This window comes from Amycolatopsis sp. NPDC051045, from assembly GCF_040682955.1.
Classification (GTDB): Bacteria; Actinomycetota; Actinomycetes; order Mycobacteriales; family Pseudonocardiaceae; genus Amycolatopsis.
Window position 1 is genome coordinate 229,947 of record NZ_JBFBCC010000009.1, and the last position, 19,784, is coordinate 249,730.

Genomic DNA, 19,784 nt, shown 5'->3' on the forward strand with positions numbered 1-19,784 from the left:
CCCGCAGCGGCACCGGAGAAGCCACCGGGCCGCGGCGGGTGTTGGATGGGAGGACCGGCTCACAAGGAGGCAGCGCACGTGTTCACCGGCATAGTCGAGGAGATCGGCGAAGTCACCGCGGTCGAGCAGCTGACCAACGCGGCCCGGCTGCGCGTCCGCGGCCCGCTGGTCACCAGCGACGCCGGGCACGGCGACTCGATCGCGGTCAGCGGGGTGTGCCTGACCGTCGTCGAGGTGGCGGGCGGCGAGTTCACCGTCGACGTCGTCGACGAGACGCTGCAGCGGTCGAGCCTGGCCAAGGTCGCGGTCGGCGACCGGGTCAACCTCGAACGCGCCACCCCGGCCGGCGGCCGGCTCGGTGGGCACATCATGCAGGGCCACGTCGACGGGACCGGCGTGTTCCTCGGCCGCGACGGGAACGGCGTCACGACGTTCGCGCTGCCGAAGCACCTGTCCCGGTACGTGGTCGAGAAGGGCTCCATCGCGGTCGACGGCGTGTCGCTGACCGTCGCGGCGATCGGCGACGACCAGTTCGCGGTCGCCCTGATCCCGACCACGCTGGACGCGACGACCCTCGGCGGCCGCGAGCCCGGCGACCTGGTGAACCTCGAGGTCGACGTGGTCGCGAAGTACGTGGAGAAGCTGGCCGAGGCACATATCCGCGACCAGGTGCAGAATCGGGACGGCGGCACGGAGGAGCGGTCATGAGTGAGACGAGTGCGGCAGAGCCCGAAGCAGGCTGGACCCCGTGCGGTGCCGGAGCGGTGTTCGACGCCGACGCCATCGAGCGGGCGATCGCGGACATCGCGGCGGGCCGCCCGGTCGTCGTGGTCGACGACGAGGACCGGGAAAACGAGGGTGACCTCATCTTCGCCGCCGAGAAGGCGACGCCGGAGCTGCTGGCCTTCATGGTCCGCTACACCTCGGGCTACGTCTGCGTGGCGCTGACCGAGGCCGAGGCCGACCGGCTGGACCTGCCGCCGATGTACCACACCAACCAGGACGCGCGGGGCACCGCGTACAGCGTCACGGTCGACGCCGCCGAGGGCATCAGCACCGGCATCTCCGCCGCCGACCGCGCGCACACGATCCGGCTGCTCGCCGACCCGGCGTCCACCGCGAAGGACTTCCGCCGTCCCGGGCACGTCGTGCCGCTGCGCGCGAAGGAGGGCGGCGTGCTGCGCCGTCCCGGGCACACCGAGGCCTCGGTCGACCTGGCCCGGATGGCCGGGCTCGCCCCCGCCGGCGTGCTCTGCGAGATCGTGTCGCAGAAGGACGAAGGCGACATGGCGCGCCGCGACGAGCTCGAGGTGTTCGCCGCCGACCACGACCTCGCGATCATCACCATCGCCGACCTGATCGCCTACCGCCGTCGCACCGAGAAGCAGGTCGAGCGGGTCGCCGAGGCGCGCATCCCGCTGGCCGCGGGCACGTTCCGCGCGGTCGGCTACGACTCGCTCCTCGACGGCATCGAGCACGTCGCGTTCGTCTACGGCGAGATCGGCGACGGCCAGGACATCCTGGTGCGCGTCCACTCCGAGTGCCTGACCGGCGACGTCTTCGGCTCGCTGCGTTGCGACTGCGGCCCGCAGCTGGAGGCGGCGCTGGAAGCGGTGGCCACCGAGGGACGCGGCGTCGTGCTCTACATCCGCGGCCACGAGGGCCGCGGCATCGGCCTGCTGCACAAGCTGCAGGCCTACCAGCTGCAGGACGACGGCGCGGACACCGTCGACGCGAACCTCGCACTGGGCGTGCCGGCCGACGCCCGCGACTACGGCACCGGCGCGCAGATCCTCTGCGACCTCGGCGTCCGCACCATGCGGCTGCTGTCGAACAACCCGGCCAAGCGGGTCGGCCTCGAGGGCTACGGCCTGCGCGTCACCGGCCGGGTGCCGCTGCCGATCTCGCCGAACCCGGAGAACCTGCGCTACCTGCGGACCAAGCGCGACCGGATGGGCCACGACCTGGCCCAGCTCGAGCATTACGACCAGGTCGGCGCCGGCCCCGAGCACGCGGATGGAGGAGCACTGTGAGCGGCGAAGGCCGTCCGGACGTCGAGCTGGACCTCTCCGACTGCAAGGCGCTGAAGCTCGGCATCGTGGCCACCCGGTGGAACGCGGACATCACCGACGTCCTGCTGGAGCGGGCCCTGGCCGCGGCGAAGGACGCGGAGCTGGAGGAAGCGCCGACCGTGGTCCACGTCGCGGGCGCGGTCGAGCTGCCGGTGGTGGCGCAGGCGCTGGCCCGCAACCACGACGCGGTGGTCGCGCTGGGCGTGGTCATCCGGGGCGGCACCCCGCACTTCGAGTACGTGTGCGACGCGGTGACGGCGGGCCTGACGCGGGTGGCGCTCGACGAGAGCACCCCGGTCGGCAACGGCGTCCTGACGTGCGACACGCACGAGCAGGCCGTCGACCGGTCGGGCCGGCCGGGCTCGAAGGAGGACAAGGGCTACGAGGCGACGGTGGCGGCCCTGGACTCCGCGCACGTGCTGCGGGGCCTGCGCCAGCCGTGGACCGAGCGGGGTTTCGTGTGAGCGTGGGTACTTCTTCGACGCTGGTCATCCGCCCCCGGCGGGCGATGATCATGTGCAGCGTGCTGGCGGTGGCGCTGCTGGCGGTGTTCGTGGTGGTCGCGGTCCTGCTGCGCAACGGCGACACGGGGGTGCGCTTCCAGCGCTCCGACCAGGCGGCGATGGTCGGCATCGGCATCCTGCTGGCGGCGGGTGTGATGCTGTTCGCGGTCGCGCGGGTGCGGGCGGACGCGGACGGCATCGAGGTCCGGAACGTGCTGCTGACCCGCCGGTTCGCGTGGAGCGACGTGCTGTCGGTCAGTTTCCCGGACGGTGCTTCGTGGGCACGGCTGGAGCTGCCGGACGACGAGTACCACTCGGTGATGGCGGTGCAGGCCGTGGACCGGGACCGCGCGGTGGAAGCGGTGCGGGCCCTGCGGAAACTGCACCGCGCGGCCAACTCTTGAGCTCTGACGCCGGAACCGGCGTCAGAGGTCCAGGTCGACGACGATCGGCGCGTGGTCCGACGGTCCCTTGCCCTTCCGCGCCTCACGGTCCACATAGGAATCCGTCACGGCGCCGGAAAACGGCGCGTTCCCGTACACCAGGTCGATGCGCATGCCCTTGTTGTTCGGGAAGTTCCCCGCCCGGTAGTCCCAGTACGTGAACGGGTGGTCGTACTTCAGCGGCCGCGGGAAGACGTCCGACAGCCCGAGGTCACGCAGCCGGGCCAGTGCGTCGCGCTCCGGCTCGGTCACGTGGGTCGACTCCGCGAACAGGGCGATGTCCCACACGTCCGCGTCCGTCGGGGCCACGTTGAAGTCGCCCAGGACCGCGAACGGGCGATCCGCCGAAACCTCCGAAGCCACCAGCGACCGCAGGGCCTCCAGCCACTCCAGCTTGTACGCGTAGTGCGGGTTGTCCGGCTCGCGCCCGTTGGGCACGTACACCGACCACACCCGCACGCCACCACACGTCGCGCCGATCGCCCTGGCCTCCGAAGCCCCGTCGAACTGCGGCTCGCCCGGCAGCCCGCGCACGACGTCGGCCAGCCCCACCCGGGAGACGATCCCCACGCCGTTCCAGCGCCCGAGCCCGTACGCGGCGACCTCGTACCCCAGCGCCTCGATCTCCGCGGCCGGGAACGCCTCGGTCGTGTTCTTCAGCTCCTGCAGGCACAGCACGTCCGGTGCGGTCTTCTCCAGCCAGTCCAGCACGCGCGGCAGGCGGGGGACGATGGAGTTCACGTTCCAGGTGGCGATCCGCATGCCGTGAGCATCCCACACCCCACCGACAGGAACGGGCGGCGCGGCGAGCCGTCGCGCCGGGCGTGTTGACGTACACCCGGGCGCCCCAACCGGTCGGTCGGAAAGTAACCACCGCGTCACCCGGGGGCACACCGACGACGGTCGGGATCGGCCCGGCACCCTGCTTCCGGCGGGCCCGCCGGGGGCGCGCGAAAACTGTCGGTGGCGGCAAATAGGCTGGGGTGGTGGCTGACCCGACCACCTACCGTCCCTCGCCGGGGAGCATCCCGGACGCCCCTGGCGTGTACAAGTTCCGCGACGCGGCCAAGCGGGTCATTTACGTCGGCAAGGCGAAAAGCCTCCGCAGCAGGCTGAACTCCTACTTCGCCGACCTCTCCGGCCTGCACCCGCGCACGCGCCAGATGGTCACCACGGCCGCGAGCGTCGAGTGGACGGTCGTCGCCACCGAGGTCGAAGCGCTCCAGCTCGAGTACAACTGGATCAAGGAGTTCGACCCCCGGTTCAACGTCCGCTACCGCGACGACAAGAGCTACCCGGTCCTCGCGGTGACGCTGAGCGAGGAGTACCCGCGCCTGCACGTCTACCGCGGGGCGCGCAAGAAGGGCGTGCGGTACTTCGGCCCGTACGCGCACGCGTGGGCCATCCGCGAAACGCTCGACCTGCTGCTGCGCGTCTTCCCGGCGCGCACCTGCTCGGCCGGGGTGTTCCGCCGGCACGGCCAGATCGGCCGGCCCTGCCTGCTCGGCTACATCGACAAGTGCTCGGCGCCGTGCGTCGGGCGCGTCTCCGCCGACGAGCATCGCGACATCGTCGAGGACTTCTGCGACTTCCTCGCCGGCAAGACCGACGTGATGATCAAGCGCCTCGAAACCGAGATGGCGGCCGCATCCGAAGAGCTCGAGTTCGAGCGGGCCGCCCGGCTGCGCGACGACCTCGGCGCGCTGCGCCGGGCCATGGAGAAGCAGGCCGTGGTGCTCGGCGACGGCACGGACGCCGACGTCGTGGCGTTCGCCCACGACGACCTCGAAGCCGCGGTCCAGGTCTTCCACGTGCGCGGCGGCCGGGTGCGCGGCCAGCGCGGCTGGGTGATCGACAAGGCCGAGGAAATGGACGTCCCGGCGCTGGTCGACCACTTCCTCACCCAGTTCTACGGCGACGAGGCCGAGCTGGACGCCCGCGACGACGTCGACGCGGGGCCGGTGGTTCCGCGCGAGGTGCTGGTCCCGGAGCTGCCCGCGGACGCCGACGCGGTCGCGGAGTGGCTGACCGGGCTGCGGGGGTCGCGGGTGCAGCTGCGGGTGCCGCAGCGCGGCGACAAGAAGGCCCTCGCCGAGACCGTGCAGCGTAACGCCGGGGAGGCGTTCACCCAGCACAAGCTGCGGCGGGCGGGTGACCTGACCGCACGCTCGGCGGCGCTCACCGAGCTGCAGGAGTTCCTGGGGCTCGACACCGCGCCGCTGCGCATCGAGTGCATCGACATCAGCCACATCCAGGGCAGTGACGTCGTCGCGTCGCTGGTCGTGTTCGAAGACGGGCTCGCGCGCAAGTCCGAGTACCGGCGCTTCGCGCTGCGGGAAGCGGCCACGGAGGGCGATGTCGCCTCGATCGCCGAAGTCGTGCGAAGGCGGTTCTACCGCTACCTCAAGGAAACGGCGGAGGAGACGAGCAAGCCCGGCCTCGACCCGGAGACCGGGCGGCCGAAGAAGTTCGCCTACCCGCCGAACCTGCTGGTCGTCGACGGCGCGGGCCCGCAGGCCACCGCGGCCGCGGACGTGCTGGCCGAGCTCGGCATCACCGACATCGCGGTGATCGGGCTGGCCAAGCGGCTCGAAGAGGTGTGGCTGCCCGCCGACCCCGATCCGGTGATCCTGCCGCGGACGTCGGAGGGGCTGTACCTGCTGCAGCGGCTGCGTGACGAGGCCCACCGCTTCGCCATCGCCTACCACCGCGAGAAGCGCTCCAAGCGGCTGGTGACGTCCGAATTGGACAGTGTGCCCGGGCTGGGGCAGGCTCGCCGGACCGCGCTGATCAAGCATTTCGGCTCGGTGAAGAAGCTCAAGCAGGCCAGGATCGAAGAGATCGAGGCGGTGCCCGGCTTCGGCAGGCGCACCGCGGAGGCCGTGGTCGCCGCGCTGGCCGGGGAGTCCGGCGCGAGCAACGGCACAGGAGCAGGGGAGTAGGGAAACACAGTGAGTGCGCAAGAGGAGATCCGCGGCTCCGGCATGGAGGTCGCGGTCGTGTCCGGGCTGTCCGGGGCGGGCCGCAGCACGGCGGCCAAGTGCCTGGAGGACCTGGGCTGGTTCGTCGTCGACAACCTGCCCCCGGAGCTGATCGCCACCATGGTCGAGCTGGGCGCGCAGGCGCGCGGCGCGATCACGAAGGTGGCGGTGGTGATGGACGTGCGGTCGCGCGCCTTCACCGACGACCTGGCCTCGGTGATCAAGGACCTCGACGCCCGCGGTTACAAGCCGCGGGTGCTGTTCCTGGAGGCGACCGACGCCGTGCTGGTGCGGCGCTTCGAGGCCGTCCGCCGGGGCCACCCGATGCAGGGCGACGGCCGGCTCGCCGACGGCATCACGGCGGAGCGGACGCTGCTGGAGCCGCTGCGCGAAGAGGCCGACCTGGTGCTCGACACGTCGTCGCTCTCGGTGCACGACCTGCGGGCCAAGATCGAGGACGCGTTCGGCTCGGAGGCGAGCACCCAGACCCGGGTCACCGTGCTGTCGTTCGGCTACAAGTACGGCCTGCCGATGGACGCCGACCTGGTGATGGACGTCCGGTTCCTGCCGAACCCGTTCTGGATCCCGGAGCTGCGCGAGCACACCGGGCTCGACGGCGAGGTCCGCAACTACGTCCTCTCGCAGGAGGGGGCCGAGGAGTTCCTGGACCGCTACCACCAGCTGCTGCGGCTGATCGGCGCCGGCTACAAGCGCGAGGGCAAGCGGTACCTGACGCTGGCCGTCGGCTGCACCGGCGGCAAGCACCGCAGCGTGGCGCTGTCCGAGGAGCTCGCCCAGCGTCTGTCCAATGAGGACGGGATGGCCGTGAAGGTGGTGCACCGCGACCTTGGTCGTGAATAACGTGCGCGCGGTCGCCCTCGGCGGCGGCCACGGACTGCACGCCACACTGTCCGCGGTGCGGCGGGTCACCCCCGACGTCACCGCGGTCGTGACCGTGGCCGACGACGGCGGATCGTCCGGCCGGCTGCGGCGGGAACTCGGGCTGCTGCCGCCGGGCGACCTCCGGCAGGCGTTCGCCGCCTTCGCCGCGGAGGACGGCGGCACGCTGTGGGCCGAGGTCTTCCAGCACCGCTTCGGCGGCGACGGCGCCCTGGCCGGGCACGCGGTGGGGAACCTGCTGCTGGCCGGGCTGTTCGAAGTGCTCGGCGATCCGGTCGCCGCGCTCGACGAGGCGTGCCGGCTGATGGGCGTCTCGGGCCGCGTGCTGCCGATGTCGCCGGAGCCGCTGGACATCGAGGGCGAGGTCAGCGGCCTCGACAGCGAGGACCCGGCGGCGGTGCGCACGATCCGCGGTCAGGTCGCGATCGCGTCGACGCCCGGGCAGGTGCAGCGCGTCAGCCTGCGTTCGCCGGGCCGTTCGGGACGCCCGCCGCTGGCGTGCGACGAAGCGGTGGAAGCGGTGCTGAACGCCGACGTCGTGTTCCTCGGCCCGGGCTCGTGGTTCACCAGCGTCCTGCCGCACCTGCTGGTGCCCGGGCTGCACGACGCACTGGTGCGGACGGCCGCGACGAAGGTGCTCGTCCTCAACCTTGTCCCCCAGCCGGGGGAAACCGCGGGATTCTCGCCGGAGCGGCACCTCGACGTACTCTTCGAGCACGCGCCCGATCTGCGGGTCGACGCGGTGATCGCGGACCGCGATTCGGTGCCCGACCCGGCGAATCTCCGCCGCGCGGCGGAACGGCTGGGCGGGCGGACGCACCTGGGGGCGGTCGCCGACCCCGAAGTGGCGGGACGGCATGATCCTGATGCGCTCGCGTTGTGCATGCGGGAGGCTCTCGGTCTCGGCGGGGAGCACGGGGGAGGAGCGAAAGGCAGGGAGGGGCAGTAATGGCGATGACCGCTTCGGTGAAGGACGAACTGAGCCGGCTGGAGATCACGAAGATCGGGCCGCGCCGGGCGGAGGTCGCGTCGCTGCTTCGCTTCGCCGGCGGGCTGCACATCGTGGCCGGCCGGGTGGTCGTGGAGGCGGAGCTGGACACGGGCTCGGTCGCGCGACGGCTGCGCAAGGAGATCCACGAGCTCTACGGCCACCATTCGGACGTCCACGTCATCACCGCCAGCGGCGGGCTGCGCAAGGGCACCCGGTACGTCGTGCGCGTGGTGAAGGACGGTGAGGGCCTGGCCCGGCAGACCGGGCTGATCGACCAGCGCGGCCGCCCGGTGCGCGGGCTGCCCGCGGCCGTGGTGTCCGGCGGCGTGGCCGACGCGGAAGCGGCATGGCGGGGCGCGTTCCTCGCGCACGGGTCGCTGACGGAACCGGGCCGCTCGTCGTCGCTCGAGGTCACCTGCCCCGGCCCGGAGGCGGCGCTGGCCCTCGTCGGCGCGGCGCGCCGGATGGGTATCCAGGCGAAGTCCCGGGAGGTCCGCGGCGCCGACCGGGTGGTCGTCCGCGACGGCGACGCGATCGGCGCGCTGCTGACGCGGCTGGGCGCGCACGCGAGCGTCCTGCAGTGGGAAGAACGCCGGATGCGCCGCGAGGTCCGCGCGACGGCGAACCGCCTGGCCAACTTCGACGACGCGAACCTGCGCCGCTCGGCCCGCGCGGCGGTGGCGGCGGCGGCCCGGGTGGAGCGCGCGCTGGAGATCCTCGGCGACACGGCCCCGGACCACCTCCTGGCGGCGGGCCGGCTCCGGCTGTCCAACCGGCAGGCGTCCCTCGAGGAATTGGGCCAGCTGTCGGAGCCGCAGATGACGAAGGACGCGGTGGCGGGCCGCATCCGCCGCCTGCTGGCGATGGCGGACAAGCGGGCCAAGGACCTGAACATCCCGGACACCGAGTCGGCGGTCACGCCGGAGATGCTCGAGGAAGAAGACGCCTGACCGGCCCGCGGCGCGGTCAGCGGTCGTCGTCCGCGCGGCCGGCGGCGGGCCCGTGGTGCGGGCATTCGGCCTCGTGCTTCGCGTTCCAGGCCGCGCGCATCGCCTCCTGCTGCCGTTCGAACTTGGCATCGCGGCGCACCTGCCAGGGCGAGCGGGCCAGGCACCGGGTGACCAGCAGCTGATCGGGCGCGTAGTCGTTGCCGCTGTCGGCGACCTCGAGCCCGGCTGCGGTGAGGATCTTCCGCATCGCCTCGGCCATCGCCTCGCCGACCGCGACCGCCAGCCGGCCGAAAGCCTGGCCTTCGGCGCCTTCCTGGTGCGGGTCCTCGGCCATGGCCTCTTGGCTCGCGTCCCAGAAGAGGGTGTGGGCCTGCCAGTCGACCGTCACACCGCGAAGCCCCGGCACGTCGGCGTGCACGACGGCGCCGACCGAGCCGATCGGATCGTTGCCGGACAGTACCGGCAGCCCGGCCGCCATCAGCTCCTCCTGGACGGTGGTGGCGAGGACGTCCAGGCGGAATCGCCGGTCCTTGTCGTCGTGCGCAGCTGTCATGAGCCCCCCTTTGCCGCCTGGATCGTAGCGTCGCGCGGGGTCGACGCGCGCCGTCGCTGGTCAGCAGGTTCCCGCGCGCCCCGTTAACGCGATCGGCCATCTCGTAACACCGCGGTAGCGCCGCGGAGCGGTCCTCGAAACGCGGCACCCGGAACCTCGGAAGCGAACGAGGGAAGGGGAAACGCATGCTGCAGGTTTCGCCGGAAATCGGCACCTGGATCACCCGGCGCAGCAGCAAGGCCGGGGACTGGACCACCCGGGAGCTCGTCGCGGCCAAGCGCGGGACCACGGTGTCGGTGGTCATTCCGGCCCGGAACGAGGAAGCCACCGTCGGTGCGATCGTCGCGGCGATCCGGGACGAGCTGTACGGCGTGCTCGTCGACGAGATCCTCGTCGTCGACAGCCGGTCCACCGACGCCACGGCCGAAGTGGCCGCCGCCGCGGGGGCCACCGTCGTCGCGCAGGACGCCGTCTTCCCCGAGCTCGGCGGGCTGGCCGGCAAGGGTGAAGCGCTGTGGAAGGGCGTCGCGGCGACGAGCGGTGATCTCGTCGTCTTCGTCGACGGCGACCTGCACGACTTCACCACGGACTACGTCACCGGGCTGCTCGGCCCGCTGCTCACCGACCCGTCGGTCGCCTACGTCAAGGGTTTCTACCACCGTCCGCTCGGCACCGAGGCGGACGGCGGCGGCCGGGTCACCGAACTCGTCGCCCGCCCGCTGCTCAACATGTTCTGGCCGGAGCTCGCCGGGTTCGTCCAGCCACTGGCCGGTGAATACGCGGGCCGCCGGGAAGTGCTGGAGAGCATCCCGTTCGTCGCGAACTACGGCGTCGAGGTCGGGCACCTCATCGACCTGCTGGAACAGCGCGGCCTGGACGCGCTCGCCCAGGTCGACCTCGGCCACCGCGCGCACCGCCACCAGAGCACCCAGGCGCTGGGCCGGATGGCCGGGCAGATCATGCAGACGCTCTTCGACCGCTTGGAGCGTCATGGCCGGATGGTCACCGCGGCCCCGCCGGCGACGCTGCTCGCGCAGTTCCGGCGCGGGACGTCACCCGGTGTCGAGCGCGAGATCGTACTGACCGACCTGACCTCACCGCAGCGGCCGCCCCTGGACAGCCTCGCGCTGCGGGACATCGCGTAGCTCACGCGGGCACGTGTTCGGGCCGCCAGCCGGGCGGCCCGAACACGTACCCCGCGCGCTCGCGCCACGTCCGCGCCGCGCGCAGGTCGCGCAGGATCGAGCCGTACTCGTGGAAGCCGACCTTGATCAGGTTGTACGTCCCGATGTTCGTCGTCAGCCCGTACGTCGGCCGCTTGCCTTCGGGCACGAAGCTGCCGAACAGCCGATCCCAGATGATCAGGATGCCGCCGTAGTTGGCGTCCAGGTACTCCGCGTCGCTGCCGTGGTGGACGCGGTGGTGCGACGGGGTGTTGAAGACGTACTCGAACCAGCGCGGCAGCTTGCCGACCTTCTCGGTGTGCACGAAGAACTGGTAGACGAGGTCGATCGACAGGCCGGTCAGGATCATCCACGGCGGGATCCCGCCCAGCGCCAGCACCGACCAGAACGGCAGCTGGAAATACGGCGTCCACTTCTGCCGCAGCGCCGTCGAGAAGTTGTAGTGCTCACTGGAGTGGTGCACCTGGTGCCCGGCCCAGAGCAGCCGCACGCGGTGGCTGGCCCGGTGGTAGGCGTAGAACACCAGCTCCTGGCCGAGCAGCATGAGCACCCACGTCCACCAGTCGCGCGGGTCGAGCCGGACCGGAGCGAACTCGGACAGCGCGGCGAAGACGAAGAGCATCACCAGCCGGAACAGTGCGTTGACGCCGACCGCGACCGTGCCCATCAGCATGCTGGTGCGGGTGTCGGCGACGCTGTAGCCGAGCACGTTGTCGTCGTGGCCGAGCACGTGCACCGCCACGATTTCGATCGTCACGAACAGCAGGAACACCGGAATCGCGAACAGCACGGGGTCACGCAGGTGCGCCAGGAATTCGGCCACGTCGCCTCCTTGATCTGACCTGACGGTAACTTACCCTTGGGTCACTTTACGCACGGTAGGCTCTCGCCCGTGACGGAGTCAAGGCCGGTCGGGACCAAGGGGATGCCCCGCGAAGAGCGCGAGGTCCAGCTCGTCGTCGCCGGCACCGAGGAGTTCGGCCGGGCCGGGTACGCGGGCGCGTCGATGGTCGAGATCGCGCGCCGGGTCGGGGTCACCAAGCCGTTGCTGTACCAGTACTTCGGCTCGAAGGACGGCCTCTACCTGGCCTGCCTGCACCGGGCGGGCGACCGGCTGACCGAAGGCGTCGCGATGACCATGGCGGCCGGCGGCGCGCCCGACCAAATGCCGCTGAAGGTGCTCTCGGCGATCTTCACGACGTTCGACCACGACCGCTACGCGTGGCGCCTCCTGCGCGACGCGACGGTGCCGGCCACGGGCGACATCGCCGCCGCGGCCGCGGACCACCGCCGCCGCCTCGACGCGTTCGCCGTGCTCGGCGCGACGCAGCTGCTGACCTCGCGCGGCCTGGCCGACCCGGCCGACATCGAGGCGGTCGCGCGGGTGTGGACCGGCGTGGTCGACTCGCTGATCAGCTGGTGGATCGACCGCCCGGACGAGGACGCCGCGGCGATGACGGCCCGCTGCGCCCGGATCATGGGCGGCCTGTTCGGCTGGTGAGCCGTGGCCGGGTTCGGAGGTCCGGTCGGTTCGGTCAGCGCCCGCGTGGGCTTCGGTCGGCAGGTGGAGCCGGGTCGGGAGGCGCCGGTCAGTTCGGCCCGCCGGCGCGCCGCTCACCGTTCGGCGAGCTCGGCGGCGGGGGCAGCTTTCGCGCGAAGTCGTGCCAGTAGGCCGCGGCCGCGCTGGTCTGCCGGACGACGACGTCCGGCGACGGCGGCGCGGGCCAAAACCGCAGCAGGTAGCTGTCCCGCGGGGGCTCGCCGCCGACTCGGGTGTCGAGCTCGCGGGCCGCGTCCATCCCGGTGCCGCTGTAGCGGACGCGGTAGCTGCCCGGCGCCAGTTCGAGGTCCCACCAGTCCTCACCGCCCCAGGTGACGAGCCTGGCGCGCCCCTCGGCCCGGAAGGAGACCTCGACGACGTCCTCGCCGCCGTCGTCCGGCGGCTCGGTCTCGTGCACCTCGGCGGTGAACCCGACCTCGCCGGTGTGCAGCCCGGTGATCAGGAAGAGCGTCCCCGCCACGGCGGCGCCGCACAGCCCGTTCCGCTGGCCGGCGAAGCAGGCCGTGAGGTCGCCTTCGAAGGGCGCACCGCCCTCGCTGTGGACGTAGATCTGTCCATAGTGGACGTGGATGTCGCCGTGCACCACGGTTCGCATGCCGGTCATGATGGCAGGGAGCACCGACAGTTCCCGTTTTGCCGCTTTTGCCGTCTTGGCGACACGGAGAGTGCTCGTCGGCGATTCTCTTCCCGAATGGCGTAGCGAAACCGCGCCGGTTCACGATTAATCAGGGAAGCCGTTCCGTCGAGAGGTGTCCCATGCCCGAACCTGCCGCATCCGCCCCGGCCGACCCCCGGCTCGCCGCGCGGTTCACCGAGGACCTGCTCGACGGCTGCCGGGTCATGGCCGAGGACTTCGGCTACCGGCCGGCCCAGTTCGAGCGCATGGTGCGCGAGCACGGCGGCGTCGAGGCGGCCCGCCTGCTGCTGCGCGGGGCGGGCACCGCCGGCGGGTTCACCGTGCTCTGGGAGAAGAACCAGCTCGGCCGCAGCTCCGAGGCGACCATGCTCCGCGAGGAGTACGCCGAGCTGTTCACCCCCGACGAGCTCCTGCTGGCCCGCCGCCGGCTGGAGGAACACGGCTTCGACGTCGACGCCCACCTGCGCAGCGTCGCCGAACAGGGGTAGGGCGGCAGGGGTGACCGGCGCCGCTCCGGTCACCCCCGCCGCGGCTTCTAGGCCGCCGCGCTGGACTTGCCGCGCAGCACGACGCCGGCCGTCGACGCGCCCTTGATCGCCGTTTCGATCTGGGCCATCGTCGAGGACGACGTCAGGCCGGGGACCGTCGCGGTGTTCAGGGCGTACAGCGTGAACGTGTACGGGTGGCTGGCACCACCCGGGCAGGGGCCGAAGAACTTCTGCGCGTTCGCCCCGCTGCCCATCGCCTTCTGCTTGGCGCCGCCCTGGTCCGGAACGGTGTACCCGGCGCCGAGGCCCTCCGGCAGCGACCTCGCCGACGCCGGGACGTCCCAGATCGCCCAGTGCAGCTTGTTGCCGCTGTTGGCGACGTCGGCGAACACGACGGCGTAGCCCTTCGCGCCGTCGGCGGCCCCCCACGCGAGCGGCGGCGACGGGTCCTGGCCCGCCGTGCCGTCCCCGGCGCAGGTGTACTTGTCCGGGATGGTGGCGTTGTCGGCGAAGGCGGCGCTGGTCAGCTTGAAGCCGCCCGGCGTGCCACCGGGGAACCTCAGCCGCACGATCACGTTGTCCAGCGCCGAGGGCGTGCCGCCGTTCTTGTCGTTGTTCGTCGACGTCAGCCACAGCCCGCCGTCCGGGGTCTTCGTGACCGAGCGCAGCCGGCCCCAGCGGCCGGAGAACAGCGTCGACACCGTCCCGACGCCGGTGCCCGCCGCGTTGATCTGCGTGGCGAACAGCTGCTGACCGGTGACGCCGGCGATGTAGATCCAGTCGTTGACGATCTCCAGCCCGCTCGGCCCGGCCTGCGACGTCGACCAGGTCTTCTTCGGCGCGATGTAGCCGCTGCAGCTGCCCTGCGTGCCTTCGCAGCTGGGCCAGCCGAAGTTGCCGCCCTTCTGGATCAGGTTGAGCTCGTCCTGGCTGCTCTCGCCGAACTCCGCCGCCCACAGCTGACCGCGGGAATCCCAGGCCAGGCCCTGCGGGTTGCGGTGGCCGTAGCTCCAGACGTACCGCGCGTTGCCGCCGGTGGCGGAGAACGGGTTGTCGGACGGCGCCGAGCCATCGGGGTTCAGCCGCAGGATCTTCCCGTTGAGGGAGCTCTTGTTCTGCGCGTTGTCGCTGTTCTTCGCGTCGCCCACGGTGGCGTACAGCTTGCCGTCCGGGCCGAACTTGATGCGCCCGCCGTTGTGGTAGCGGTTCTTGGCGATCCCGGTGAGGACCGGCGTCGACGTCGAGGACAGCGTGGTGCCGTCGTAGGTCATCTTCACGATCCGGTTGTCGCCGGAAGCCGTGTGGTAGAGGTAGATCGCGTGGTCGGCCGCCCAGTTCGGCGAGATCGCCAGGCCGAGGAGGCCGCCTTCGCCATTCGTGCCGACCGCGCCCGGCACCTTGCCCAGCGTGGCCTTCTGGCCGGACGGCGTCACGAGCAGGACTTCGAAGCGGTCGCGCTCGGTCACCAGCGCGTTGCCGTTCGGCAGGAAGCCCACCGACCAGCCGAGGTCGACCTTGGCGATGTCCTTGTCGTACTCCGGGATGCCACCGGCGCCGCCGGGAGCGCTGGTCTTCGCGGTGACCGCGTTGCTCGCCGCGGAGCTGTTCCCGTTGGGGTCGCGGGCCTTGACGGTGAAGGTGTAGGAGGTGTTCGGGCTGAGGTCGGTGACCGTCGTCCCGAGCGACGTCGTGGTCGCGACCTTCGTGGCGCCCTGGTAGACGTCGTAGCCGGCGATGGTGCCGCCGGTGTCGGTGGAGGCGTTCCACGCCAGGGAAACGCTGTTCGCGGTCACGCCGGTGGAGCGCAGGTTGCCCGGCACGGTGGGCGGGGTGGTGTCGTCGCTCGGCGGGGTGGTGAAGGTGACCACGTTGCTCTGCTGCGACGGGTTGCCCGCGGCGTCGAACGCGCCGACGGAGATGTCGTAGGCGGTGTTCGGCGTCAGGTTGTCGACGGTCGCGCTGGTCGTGTTCCCGTCGACGGTCTTGAGGGTGTTGCCGCCGCGGTTGATCTCGTAGCGGACGACGCCGACGTTGTCGGTCGCGGCGGTCCAGGTGAAGGTCGCGGCGGTCGGCAGGATGGTGCTCGCCTTGAGGTTCGTGGGTGGCGACGGCGGTTCGGGGTCCACCGGCGCGGTGAAGGTGTCGGTGAGCTGGTCGGCGTTCGGGCCGCCGTTGGCGGTGGTCGCCGTGGTGCGGACCCGGTTGACGCCGGCGGTCAGCTGGACGGTCGCGGTGGCGGTCTTCCAGGTCGTCCACGCGCCGGTGCCGGGGAAGTCGACGGTGCCCTTGTCGCCGCCGTCGACGGTCAGCTTCACCGGCCGGTTGTCGGGGGTTCCGTTGGCGTAGCGGAAGGTCAGCGTGTGCGTGCCCGCCTGGGCGGCGTTCACGGCGTATTCGACGTAGCTGCCGGCGACGTTGTCGAAGTTGACGAAGCCGGTGCCGGAGTAGCCGGCGTGGTTCGACTCGACGACGCCTTGCGAGATGGTGGCGTTTTCGGCTTCGTAGGCGGTGTCCGCTGCGAAAGCGGTGACCGGGCTGAGCGCGGTGAGGCCGAGCGCCGCGGCGGCGGTACCGGCCAGTACTGCGCGCCACGGTGGACGGGGTGCCACTGGGAGCCTCCTGCGTGGGTCGGGGACAGGGGGTGACCGGGGCGGACAGTCGGCGGACCACCGGCAACAATAGTTAGGAAACTTTCCTATCTATGGAACAGATCACACACCTTCCGAGCGGGCCGTGTCAATACCGGACACGATGCCTTACCCACCGTGAAAAACGCTTTCCCGCTCAGCGGGGCGAAAGCGCCCGGACGGCGCAGCCCCAACGGCCCGATGTGGCCTCGGGGCGCTGGGGTGTCAGCCTGCGATCACCGGGGTTTCGGCCGCCCAGTCGCGCGGAACGAGGAAGGAACTCAGCCCGGCCTCCGCGCTCCCCGGCTCCGGCGTGCAGCCGGATTCCCACCGCGCCAGTGGCGGGAGCGCCATCAGGATCGCTTCGGCGTCGGTCGGCCGGGCGGCCGCGGCGTCGTGGACGAGGGCGAACTCCACGTACCGGCCGCGGCGGCAGAGCTGCCAGCGCCGCTCGCGCTCGCCGTGCGGCAGGGCCGCCCGGCGCCGCACGATCGGGAGGTACGCGGGCGCGATCGTGGCGATGCCCGCCACCGTGAAGGCGGCCGCGCGCCGCCAGCCGTCCGGGCCCGGCAGGCGCAGGTGGTCGAAGGCGATCCCGCCGATCCCGCGCGGCTCGTCCCGGTGCGGCAGCCGGAAGTGGTCGTCGCAGGCGCGCTTCGCCTGCGCGTGGAACGCCGGGTCCCACGTGTCGCAGTACGCCTTGAGCGTCCGGTGGAAGTGCGTCGCGTCTTCGGCGAAGCCGTAGCACGGGCTCAGGTCCACCGTGCCGGCGAACCACCACAGGTCCCCGGATTCGCAGTACCGGAAATGCGCCTCGAACGCCGGGACGTACGGGTTGCGCGGGTGGAGCACGACCGACAGCCCGGCCGCGAAGAACCCGTCGTCCGCCGTCGAGGCGGAGCGGATGCAAGCACGCTCGAAAACGTCCCCGTCTTCCAGCAGCCGGGCCCCGCCGGAGCGGCCGAAGCGGGCCCCGCCGTCCAGCCGTTCCAGCTCCGCCACGAGCTCCCGCTGCCCGGCACGCATCATCGCCTTGACGGCGTCGCGTCTGTCCCCTGAAGGCATGCCCCCACCCCCGGGGGGCAGATTACCAGCGAACCGCGGTCAGCCGGCGATCTCGGCCCGCGCGATCACCTTGGTGATCTTCGCCCGAACGAGGGATTCCTCGGGGACGGCGTTGCGCTTGCCGTACTCCTCGGCGCGCTCGGCGCCCATGTACCGGCCGCCGAGCTCGGTCGCCCAGGCCAGCATCTCGTCGTAGTCGTGGGTCAGCCGCGCCTCGGCGGTGAACTGCACGTAGGAGTACGGCGGTTCCTGGTCGTCGACGACCAGGGAGATCCGCGGGTCCCGGGCGATCGCCTTGCCCTTGAGGGTGTCGGTGCCGGTCGTGAAGACCAGTTCGTCACCGTCGGGGGTCTCGTCCAGCAGGAACCAGATCGGGGTGACGATCGCGGCGCCGTTGGCCCGCACCAGGCCCAGCTTGCCGGTCCGGGTCCCCTCGGAAGCGAACTGCCACCACTCTTCACGGCTCATCTCACGCATGAGTGAGGACGTTATCCCGTCACCCGCGCGTGCGCAGAGGGTGGCCGACTAGCCTGGCCTGCTGTGCGAGACGACGACAGGGCCGCGATGGGATTGGCCGACGAGGGGCTGACCCGCCGCCTCAAGGCGCTGGCCTGCACCGCGCCGCTGCACGACCTGGACGCGCGGAAGGCGAAGCTCGACTGGGCCGACGCCACGATCTACCAGATGGCCGAGATCGCGCTGCACACGATCGACCAGGTCACCATCGCCATGGACTTCGACACCGGCGCCGGCCACGACGAGGTCATCGATCGGCTGCTGCCCTTCATCGCACAGCAGGCGCCGTCCCGGATGCCCGAGGAGCACGTCCGCGTGGCCAAGTGGGTCCTGGACAACCTGATCAACGTCGGCACCACCGACCGCGGGTTCCGCCGCGTCTACGGCTCGATCGGGCCGGGCGGCTACCAGCGGCGCCAGTTCGACTTCAAGCTGCTCGTCGAGCTCGCCGCCCCGGACGGCGAGGTCTACCTGCGCGCCACCGACGAGGCCATCAACGTGCTCGTCGGCGCCCTCGACACCGACGTCGAATCGGCGCAGATCGCCGCCGAGGTCAAGCTGGAGAACCTCATCAACCGCGGCCGGCTGGCCGACGCCAAGCTGGCCGCCGAGCAGGCCCGCTACCGGACCGTCCAGTACGGCGAGACGCTGCGCGCGAAGCTCGACGCGACCCGCCGCGACGTCCGTTCGGTCGACTGGGAGCGCGAGGTCCCGGAGCTCCTGGACAACGCGCTCAGCCACATCGAGGCCCGGTTCCGCGCCGAGAACGCCATCCTCAAGAACATCACCACCGCCCGCGACGAGACCGAGGACCTCGACCGCAAGCGCCGCGCCGCCGAGCTCGTCGACATCGTCGGCGACTGCATCCGCCGCCACACCCGCCTGCAGTCCCGGCTCGCCGACGCGGGCGCGGTGTTCCGCGCCGAACAGGACCGCCAGCAGTTCTCCGGCCCGCCCCAGCGCGCCACCCTGGACCTCTTCGGCCAGCTCCTCGTGCCGACGCTCGGGCTGCCGCTGGCCGACGCCGTCGCGCCGGTCGAGCACTTCTTCCACGCCGTCGCCGGGATCACCCCGCCGGTGGTGCCGTCGCTGTCGTCGCTCGTCTCGCTGCTGCTGCGGCCCGCGCCGGAGCGCGATCACCTGGTCGGGGAGATCCCCGAGCCGGAACTCATGCCCGCCGAGGTCACCGACAAGTTCGGCGACGACGTCTGGCGCGCCGCCGACGAACTCCTGGACCTGCCCGAGGTGCCGCGACGGCTGTCGGGCCTGCTCGAAGAAGCCCGCCGCAGCCGCCAGCCCGGGCTCCCCGCCCTGGTCGCGCTGCGCGCGGTCCACGCCTACAGTCCCGGGGTCGGGGCCGCCCGGCGCCAGGGCGACCGGCAGGTGCTGCTGGCCGTCGACGACGGCACGCTGCTCGACGACCCGGAGTTCGGCGGCGCCGACCTGCTGCTGTCCACGGCCGCCGTCGAGCGCGCCGACGAAGAAGAGAACGAGGAGGTCGCCTGACATGGCGCTGTCCCACAGCAGCGTGGACGCCGAAGCCGCGGCCCGGCTGGTCGCCTTCGGCATGCGGCCGAAGCAGCTGCCCGCCCGCGACGTCGTCTACGGCGACCTCGTGCGCCGCTACGGCGAGGACAACGCGTTCAAGGCGCTCACCCACGCCGTCGCCGCCGGGCTCGGGCTCATGGTCCTGGAGGTCAACCAGCAGGCCGGCGCCGTGCTCGCGGCCACCGATGAGTCGGTCTTCGAGATCAAGATGGACTCCTACGCCCGGCAGGCCAAGATCCGCGAGCGCCGCGAGACCGAGAAGGTGCTGCACGGCCTGATCCACCTGGCCACCGCCGCCCTCGGCTATCCGCGTCCCGACGACCTCGCCAACGACACCTACATCGGCCGCGTCAGCGTCGAGCAGGTCGACGCGATGGTCCGCGAAGCCGCGCGGATGCTCGACGAACGCGCCGCCCAGGCCGAGGCCAACAACGACCCCCTGGCCGACGCGCCCGAGCTGGAACAGGCCTGGCGCGCCTACGCCCGTCGTCCCGCCGCGGCCGCCACCAAGGACGGCAGGCTCGCCGCCGACACCACCCGCGGCATGGTCAGCCGCGCCCTGCGGTTCCTCGCCGACCAGGGTTTCCTGGTCCCGGTGAGCGACGAGCAGGGCGGCACCTACCGCACCACGCCGCGCTACCAGATCCAGGTCCGCGAACTCGCCGCCGACGCCGCTTTCGACGACTTGCTCGCGCTCGACGTCGTGGCCGTCGCGACCGCCGGGGGCACGCTGCGCGCGGCCGCTTCGGACATGCTTTAACGAGG

General features: G+C 71.8%; 20 protein-coding genes. 13 read left to right on the forward strand and 7 right to left on the reverse strand.

Annotated features, from left to right (window positions below):
• The first annotated feature begins 78 nt into the window (after positions 1-78).
• The 4 genes from AB0M80_RS22900 to AB0M80_RS22915 are packed head-to-tail and all read left to right on the forward strand — an operon-like array spanning position 79 to position 2,979.
• Positions 79-708: a riboflavin synthase gene (locus tag AB0M80_RS22900; RefSeq protein WP_364568176.1), complete on the forward strand. Its 630-nt coding sequence runs from the start codon at positions 79-81 to the stop codon at positions 706-708.
• A complete protein-coding gene (locus AB0M80_RS22905; protein WP_364568178.1) occupies positions 705-2,033 on the forward strand; it encodes a bifunctional 3,4-dihydroxy-2-butanone-4-phosphate synthase/GTP cyclohydrolase II in 1,329 nt (442 codons plus the stop codon). Before AB0M80_RS22900 ends, AB0M80_RS22905 begins: the two co-directional genes overlap by 4 nt.
• Entirely contained in the window at positions 2,030-2,536 is a 507-nt protein-coding gene (gene ribH, locus AB0M80_RS22910) for a 6,7-dimethyl-8-ribityllumazine synthase (RefSeq protein WP_364568180.1), read from the forward strand. Before AB0M80_RS22905 ends, ribH begins: the two co-directional genes overlap by 4 nt.
• 44 nt (positions 2,537-2,580) lie before the next feature.
• Positions 2,581-2,979, forward strand: coding sequence for a PH domain-containing protein (locus tag AB0M80_RS22915; RefSeq protein ID WP_364568576.1), 399 nt, complete (start codon positions 2,581-2,583; stop codon positions 2,977-2,979).
• Positions 2,980-3,000: 21 nt separating this feature from the next.
• On the opposite strand, the gene AB0M80_RS22920 is transcribed toward AB0M80_RS22915, so the two are convergent.
• Positions 3,001-3,780, reverse strand: a complete 780-nt coding sequence (locus AB0M80_RS22920) for an exodeoxyribonuclease III (protein ID WP_364568183.1) — start codon at positions 3,778-3,780, stop codon at positions 3,001-3,003.
• A 224-nt stretch (positions 3,781-4,004) separates the two neighbouring features.
• Here AB0M80_RS22920 and uvrC point away from each other — a divergent pair, with 224 nt between their 5' ends.
• The 4 genes from uvrC to whiA are packed head-to-tail and all read left to right on the forward strand — an operon-like array spanning position 4,005 to position 8,840.
• Positions 4,005-5,960, forward strand: a complete 1,956-nt coding sequence (uvrC, locus tag AB0M80_RS22925) for an excinuclease ABC subunit UvrC (RefSeq protein ID WP_364568186.1) — start codon at positions 4,005-4,007, stop codon at positions 5,958-5,960.
• A gap of 42 nt (positions 5,961-6,002) precedes the next feature.
• Entirely contained in the window at positions 6,003-6,860 is an 858-nt protein-coding gene (rapZ, locus tag AB0M80_RS22930; protein WP_176178290.1) for an RNase adapter RapZ, read from the forward strand.
• A 1-nt stretch (position 6,861) separates the two neighbouring features.
• Positions 6,862-7,848 carry a uridine diphosphate-N-acetylglucosamine-binding protein YvcK gene (yvcK, locus tag AB0M80_RS22935; protein WP_364568579.1) on the forward strand — a complete coding sequence of 329 codons (987 nt, stop codon included), beginning with the start codon at positions 6,862-6,864 and terminating at the stop codon, positions 7,846-7,848.
• A complete protein-coding gene (gene whiA, locus AB0M80_RS22940) occupies positions 7,848-8,840 on the forward strand; it encodes a DNA-binding protein WhiA (RefSeq protein WP_364568189.1) in 993 nt (330 codons plus the stop codon). The genes yvcK and whiA overlap by 1 nt, the downstream gene beginning before the upstream one ends.
• 16 nt (positions 8,841-8,856) lie before the next feature.
• Here whiA and AB0M80_RS22945 read toward each other — a convergent pair whose 3' ends face one another.
• On the reverse strand, positions 8,857-9,393 hold the full coding sequence (locus tag AB0M80_RS22945; RefSeq protein WP_364568192.1) for a hypothetical protein: 537 nt from the start codon (positions 9,391-9,393) through the stop codon (positions 8,857-8,859).
• Between the two features lie 185 nt (positions 9,394-9,578).
• Between AB0M80_RS22945 and AB0M80_RS22950 the strand changes: the two genes are divergently transcribed.
• Complete coding sequence (locus AB0M80_RS22950; protein WP_364568195.1) at positions 9,579-10,538, forward strand: glucosyl-3-phosphoglycerate synthase; 960 nt, start codon at positions 9,579-9,581, stop codon at positions 10,536-10,538.
• A gap of 1 nt (position 10,539) precedes the next feature.
• Here the strand turns inward: AB0M80_RS22950 and AB0M80_RS22955 are convergent, their stop codons facing one another.
• The gene (locus tag AB0M80_RS22955) at positions 10,540-11,400 is read right to left on the reverse strand and encodes a sterol desaturase family protein (RefSeq protein ID WP_364568198.1); all 861 of its coding nucleotides are present in this window, start codon (positions 11,398-11,400) and stop codon (positions 10,540-10,542) included.
• A 69-nt stretch (positions 11,401-11,469) separates the two neighbouring features.
• On the opposite strand from AB0M80_RS22955, the gene AB0M80_RS22960 reads away from it, so the two are divergent.
• A complete protein-coding gene (locus AB0M80_RS22960) occupies positions 11,470-12,078 on the forward strand; it encodes a TetR/AcrR family transcriptional regulator (RefSeq protein WP_364568201.1) in 609 nt (202 codons plus the stop codon).
• A gap of 88 nt (positions 12,079-12,166) precedes the next feature.
• Here the strand turns inward: AB0M80_RS22960 and AB0M80_RS22965 are convergent, their stop codons facing one another.
• The gene (locus tag AB0M80_RS22965) at positions 12,167-12,733 is read right to left on the reverse strand and encodes a hypothetical protein (protein WP_364568203.1); all 567 of its coding nucleotides are present in this window, start codon (positions 12,731-12,733) and stop codon (positions 12,167-12,169) included.
• 161 nt (positions 12,734-12,894) lie between these two features.
• Here AB0M80_RS22965 and AB0M80_RS22970 point away from each other — a divergent pair, with 161 nt between their 5' ends.
• Complete coding sequence (locus AB0M80_RS22970) at positions 12,895-13,263, forward strand: hypothetical protein (protein ID WP_364568205.1); 369 nt, start codon at positions 12,895-12,897, stop codon at positions 13,261-13,263.
• A 47-nt stretch (positions 13,264-13,310) separates the two neighbouring features.
• Here the strand turns inward: AB0M80_RS22970 and AB0M80_RS22975 are convergent, their stop codons facing one another.
• The 3 genes from AB0M80_RS22975 to AB0M80_RS22985 all read right to left on the reverse strand — a co-directional run bounded on the left by AB0M80_RS22975 (position 13,311) and on the right by AB0M80_RS22985 (position 17,432).
• A complete protein-coding gene (locus AB0M80_RS22975; protein ID WP_364568207.1) occupies positions 13,311-15,872 on the reverse strand; it encodes a PQQ-dependent sugar dehydrogenase in 2,562 nt (853 codons plus the stop codon).
• A gap of 243 nt (positions 15,873-16,115) precedes the next feature.
• Positions 16,116-16,955, reverse strand: coding sequence for a coproporphyrinogen III oxidase (locus tag AB0M80_RS22980; RefSeq protein WP_364568210.1), 840 nt, complete (start codon positions 16,953-16,955; stop codon positions 16,116-16,118).
• Positions 16,956-16,994: 39 nt separating this feature from the next.
• Entirely contained in the window at positions 16,995-17,432 is a 438-nt protein-coding gene (locus AB0M80_RS22985; RefSeq protein WP_364568213.1) for a PPOX class F420-dependent oxidoreductase, read from the reverse strand.
• A gap of 87 nt (positions 17,433-17,519) precedes the next feature.
• Between AB0M80_RS22985 and AB0M80_RS22990 the strand changes: the two genes are divergently transcribed.
• The gene (locus AB0M80_RS22990; RefSeq protein WP_364568582.1) at positions 17,520-18,977 is read left to right on the forward strand and encodes a hypothetical protein; all 1,458 of its coding nucleotides are present in this window, start codon (positions 17,520-17,522) and stop codon (positions 18,975-18,977) included.
• A gap of 1 nt (position 18,978) precedes the next feature.
• Positions 18,979-19,779 (forward strand): hypothetical protein, encoded by an 801-nt coding sequence (locus AB0M80_RS22995; RefSeq protein WP_364568215.1) that lies wholly within the window; start codon positions 18,979-18,981, stop codon positions 19,777-19,779.
• Positions 19,780-19,784 lie beyond the last annotated feature (5 nt).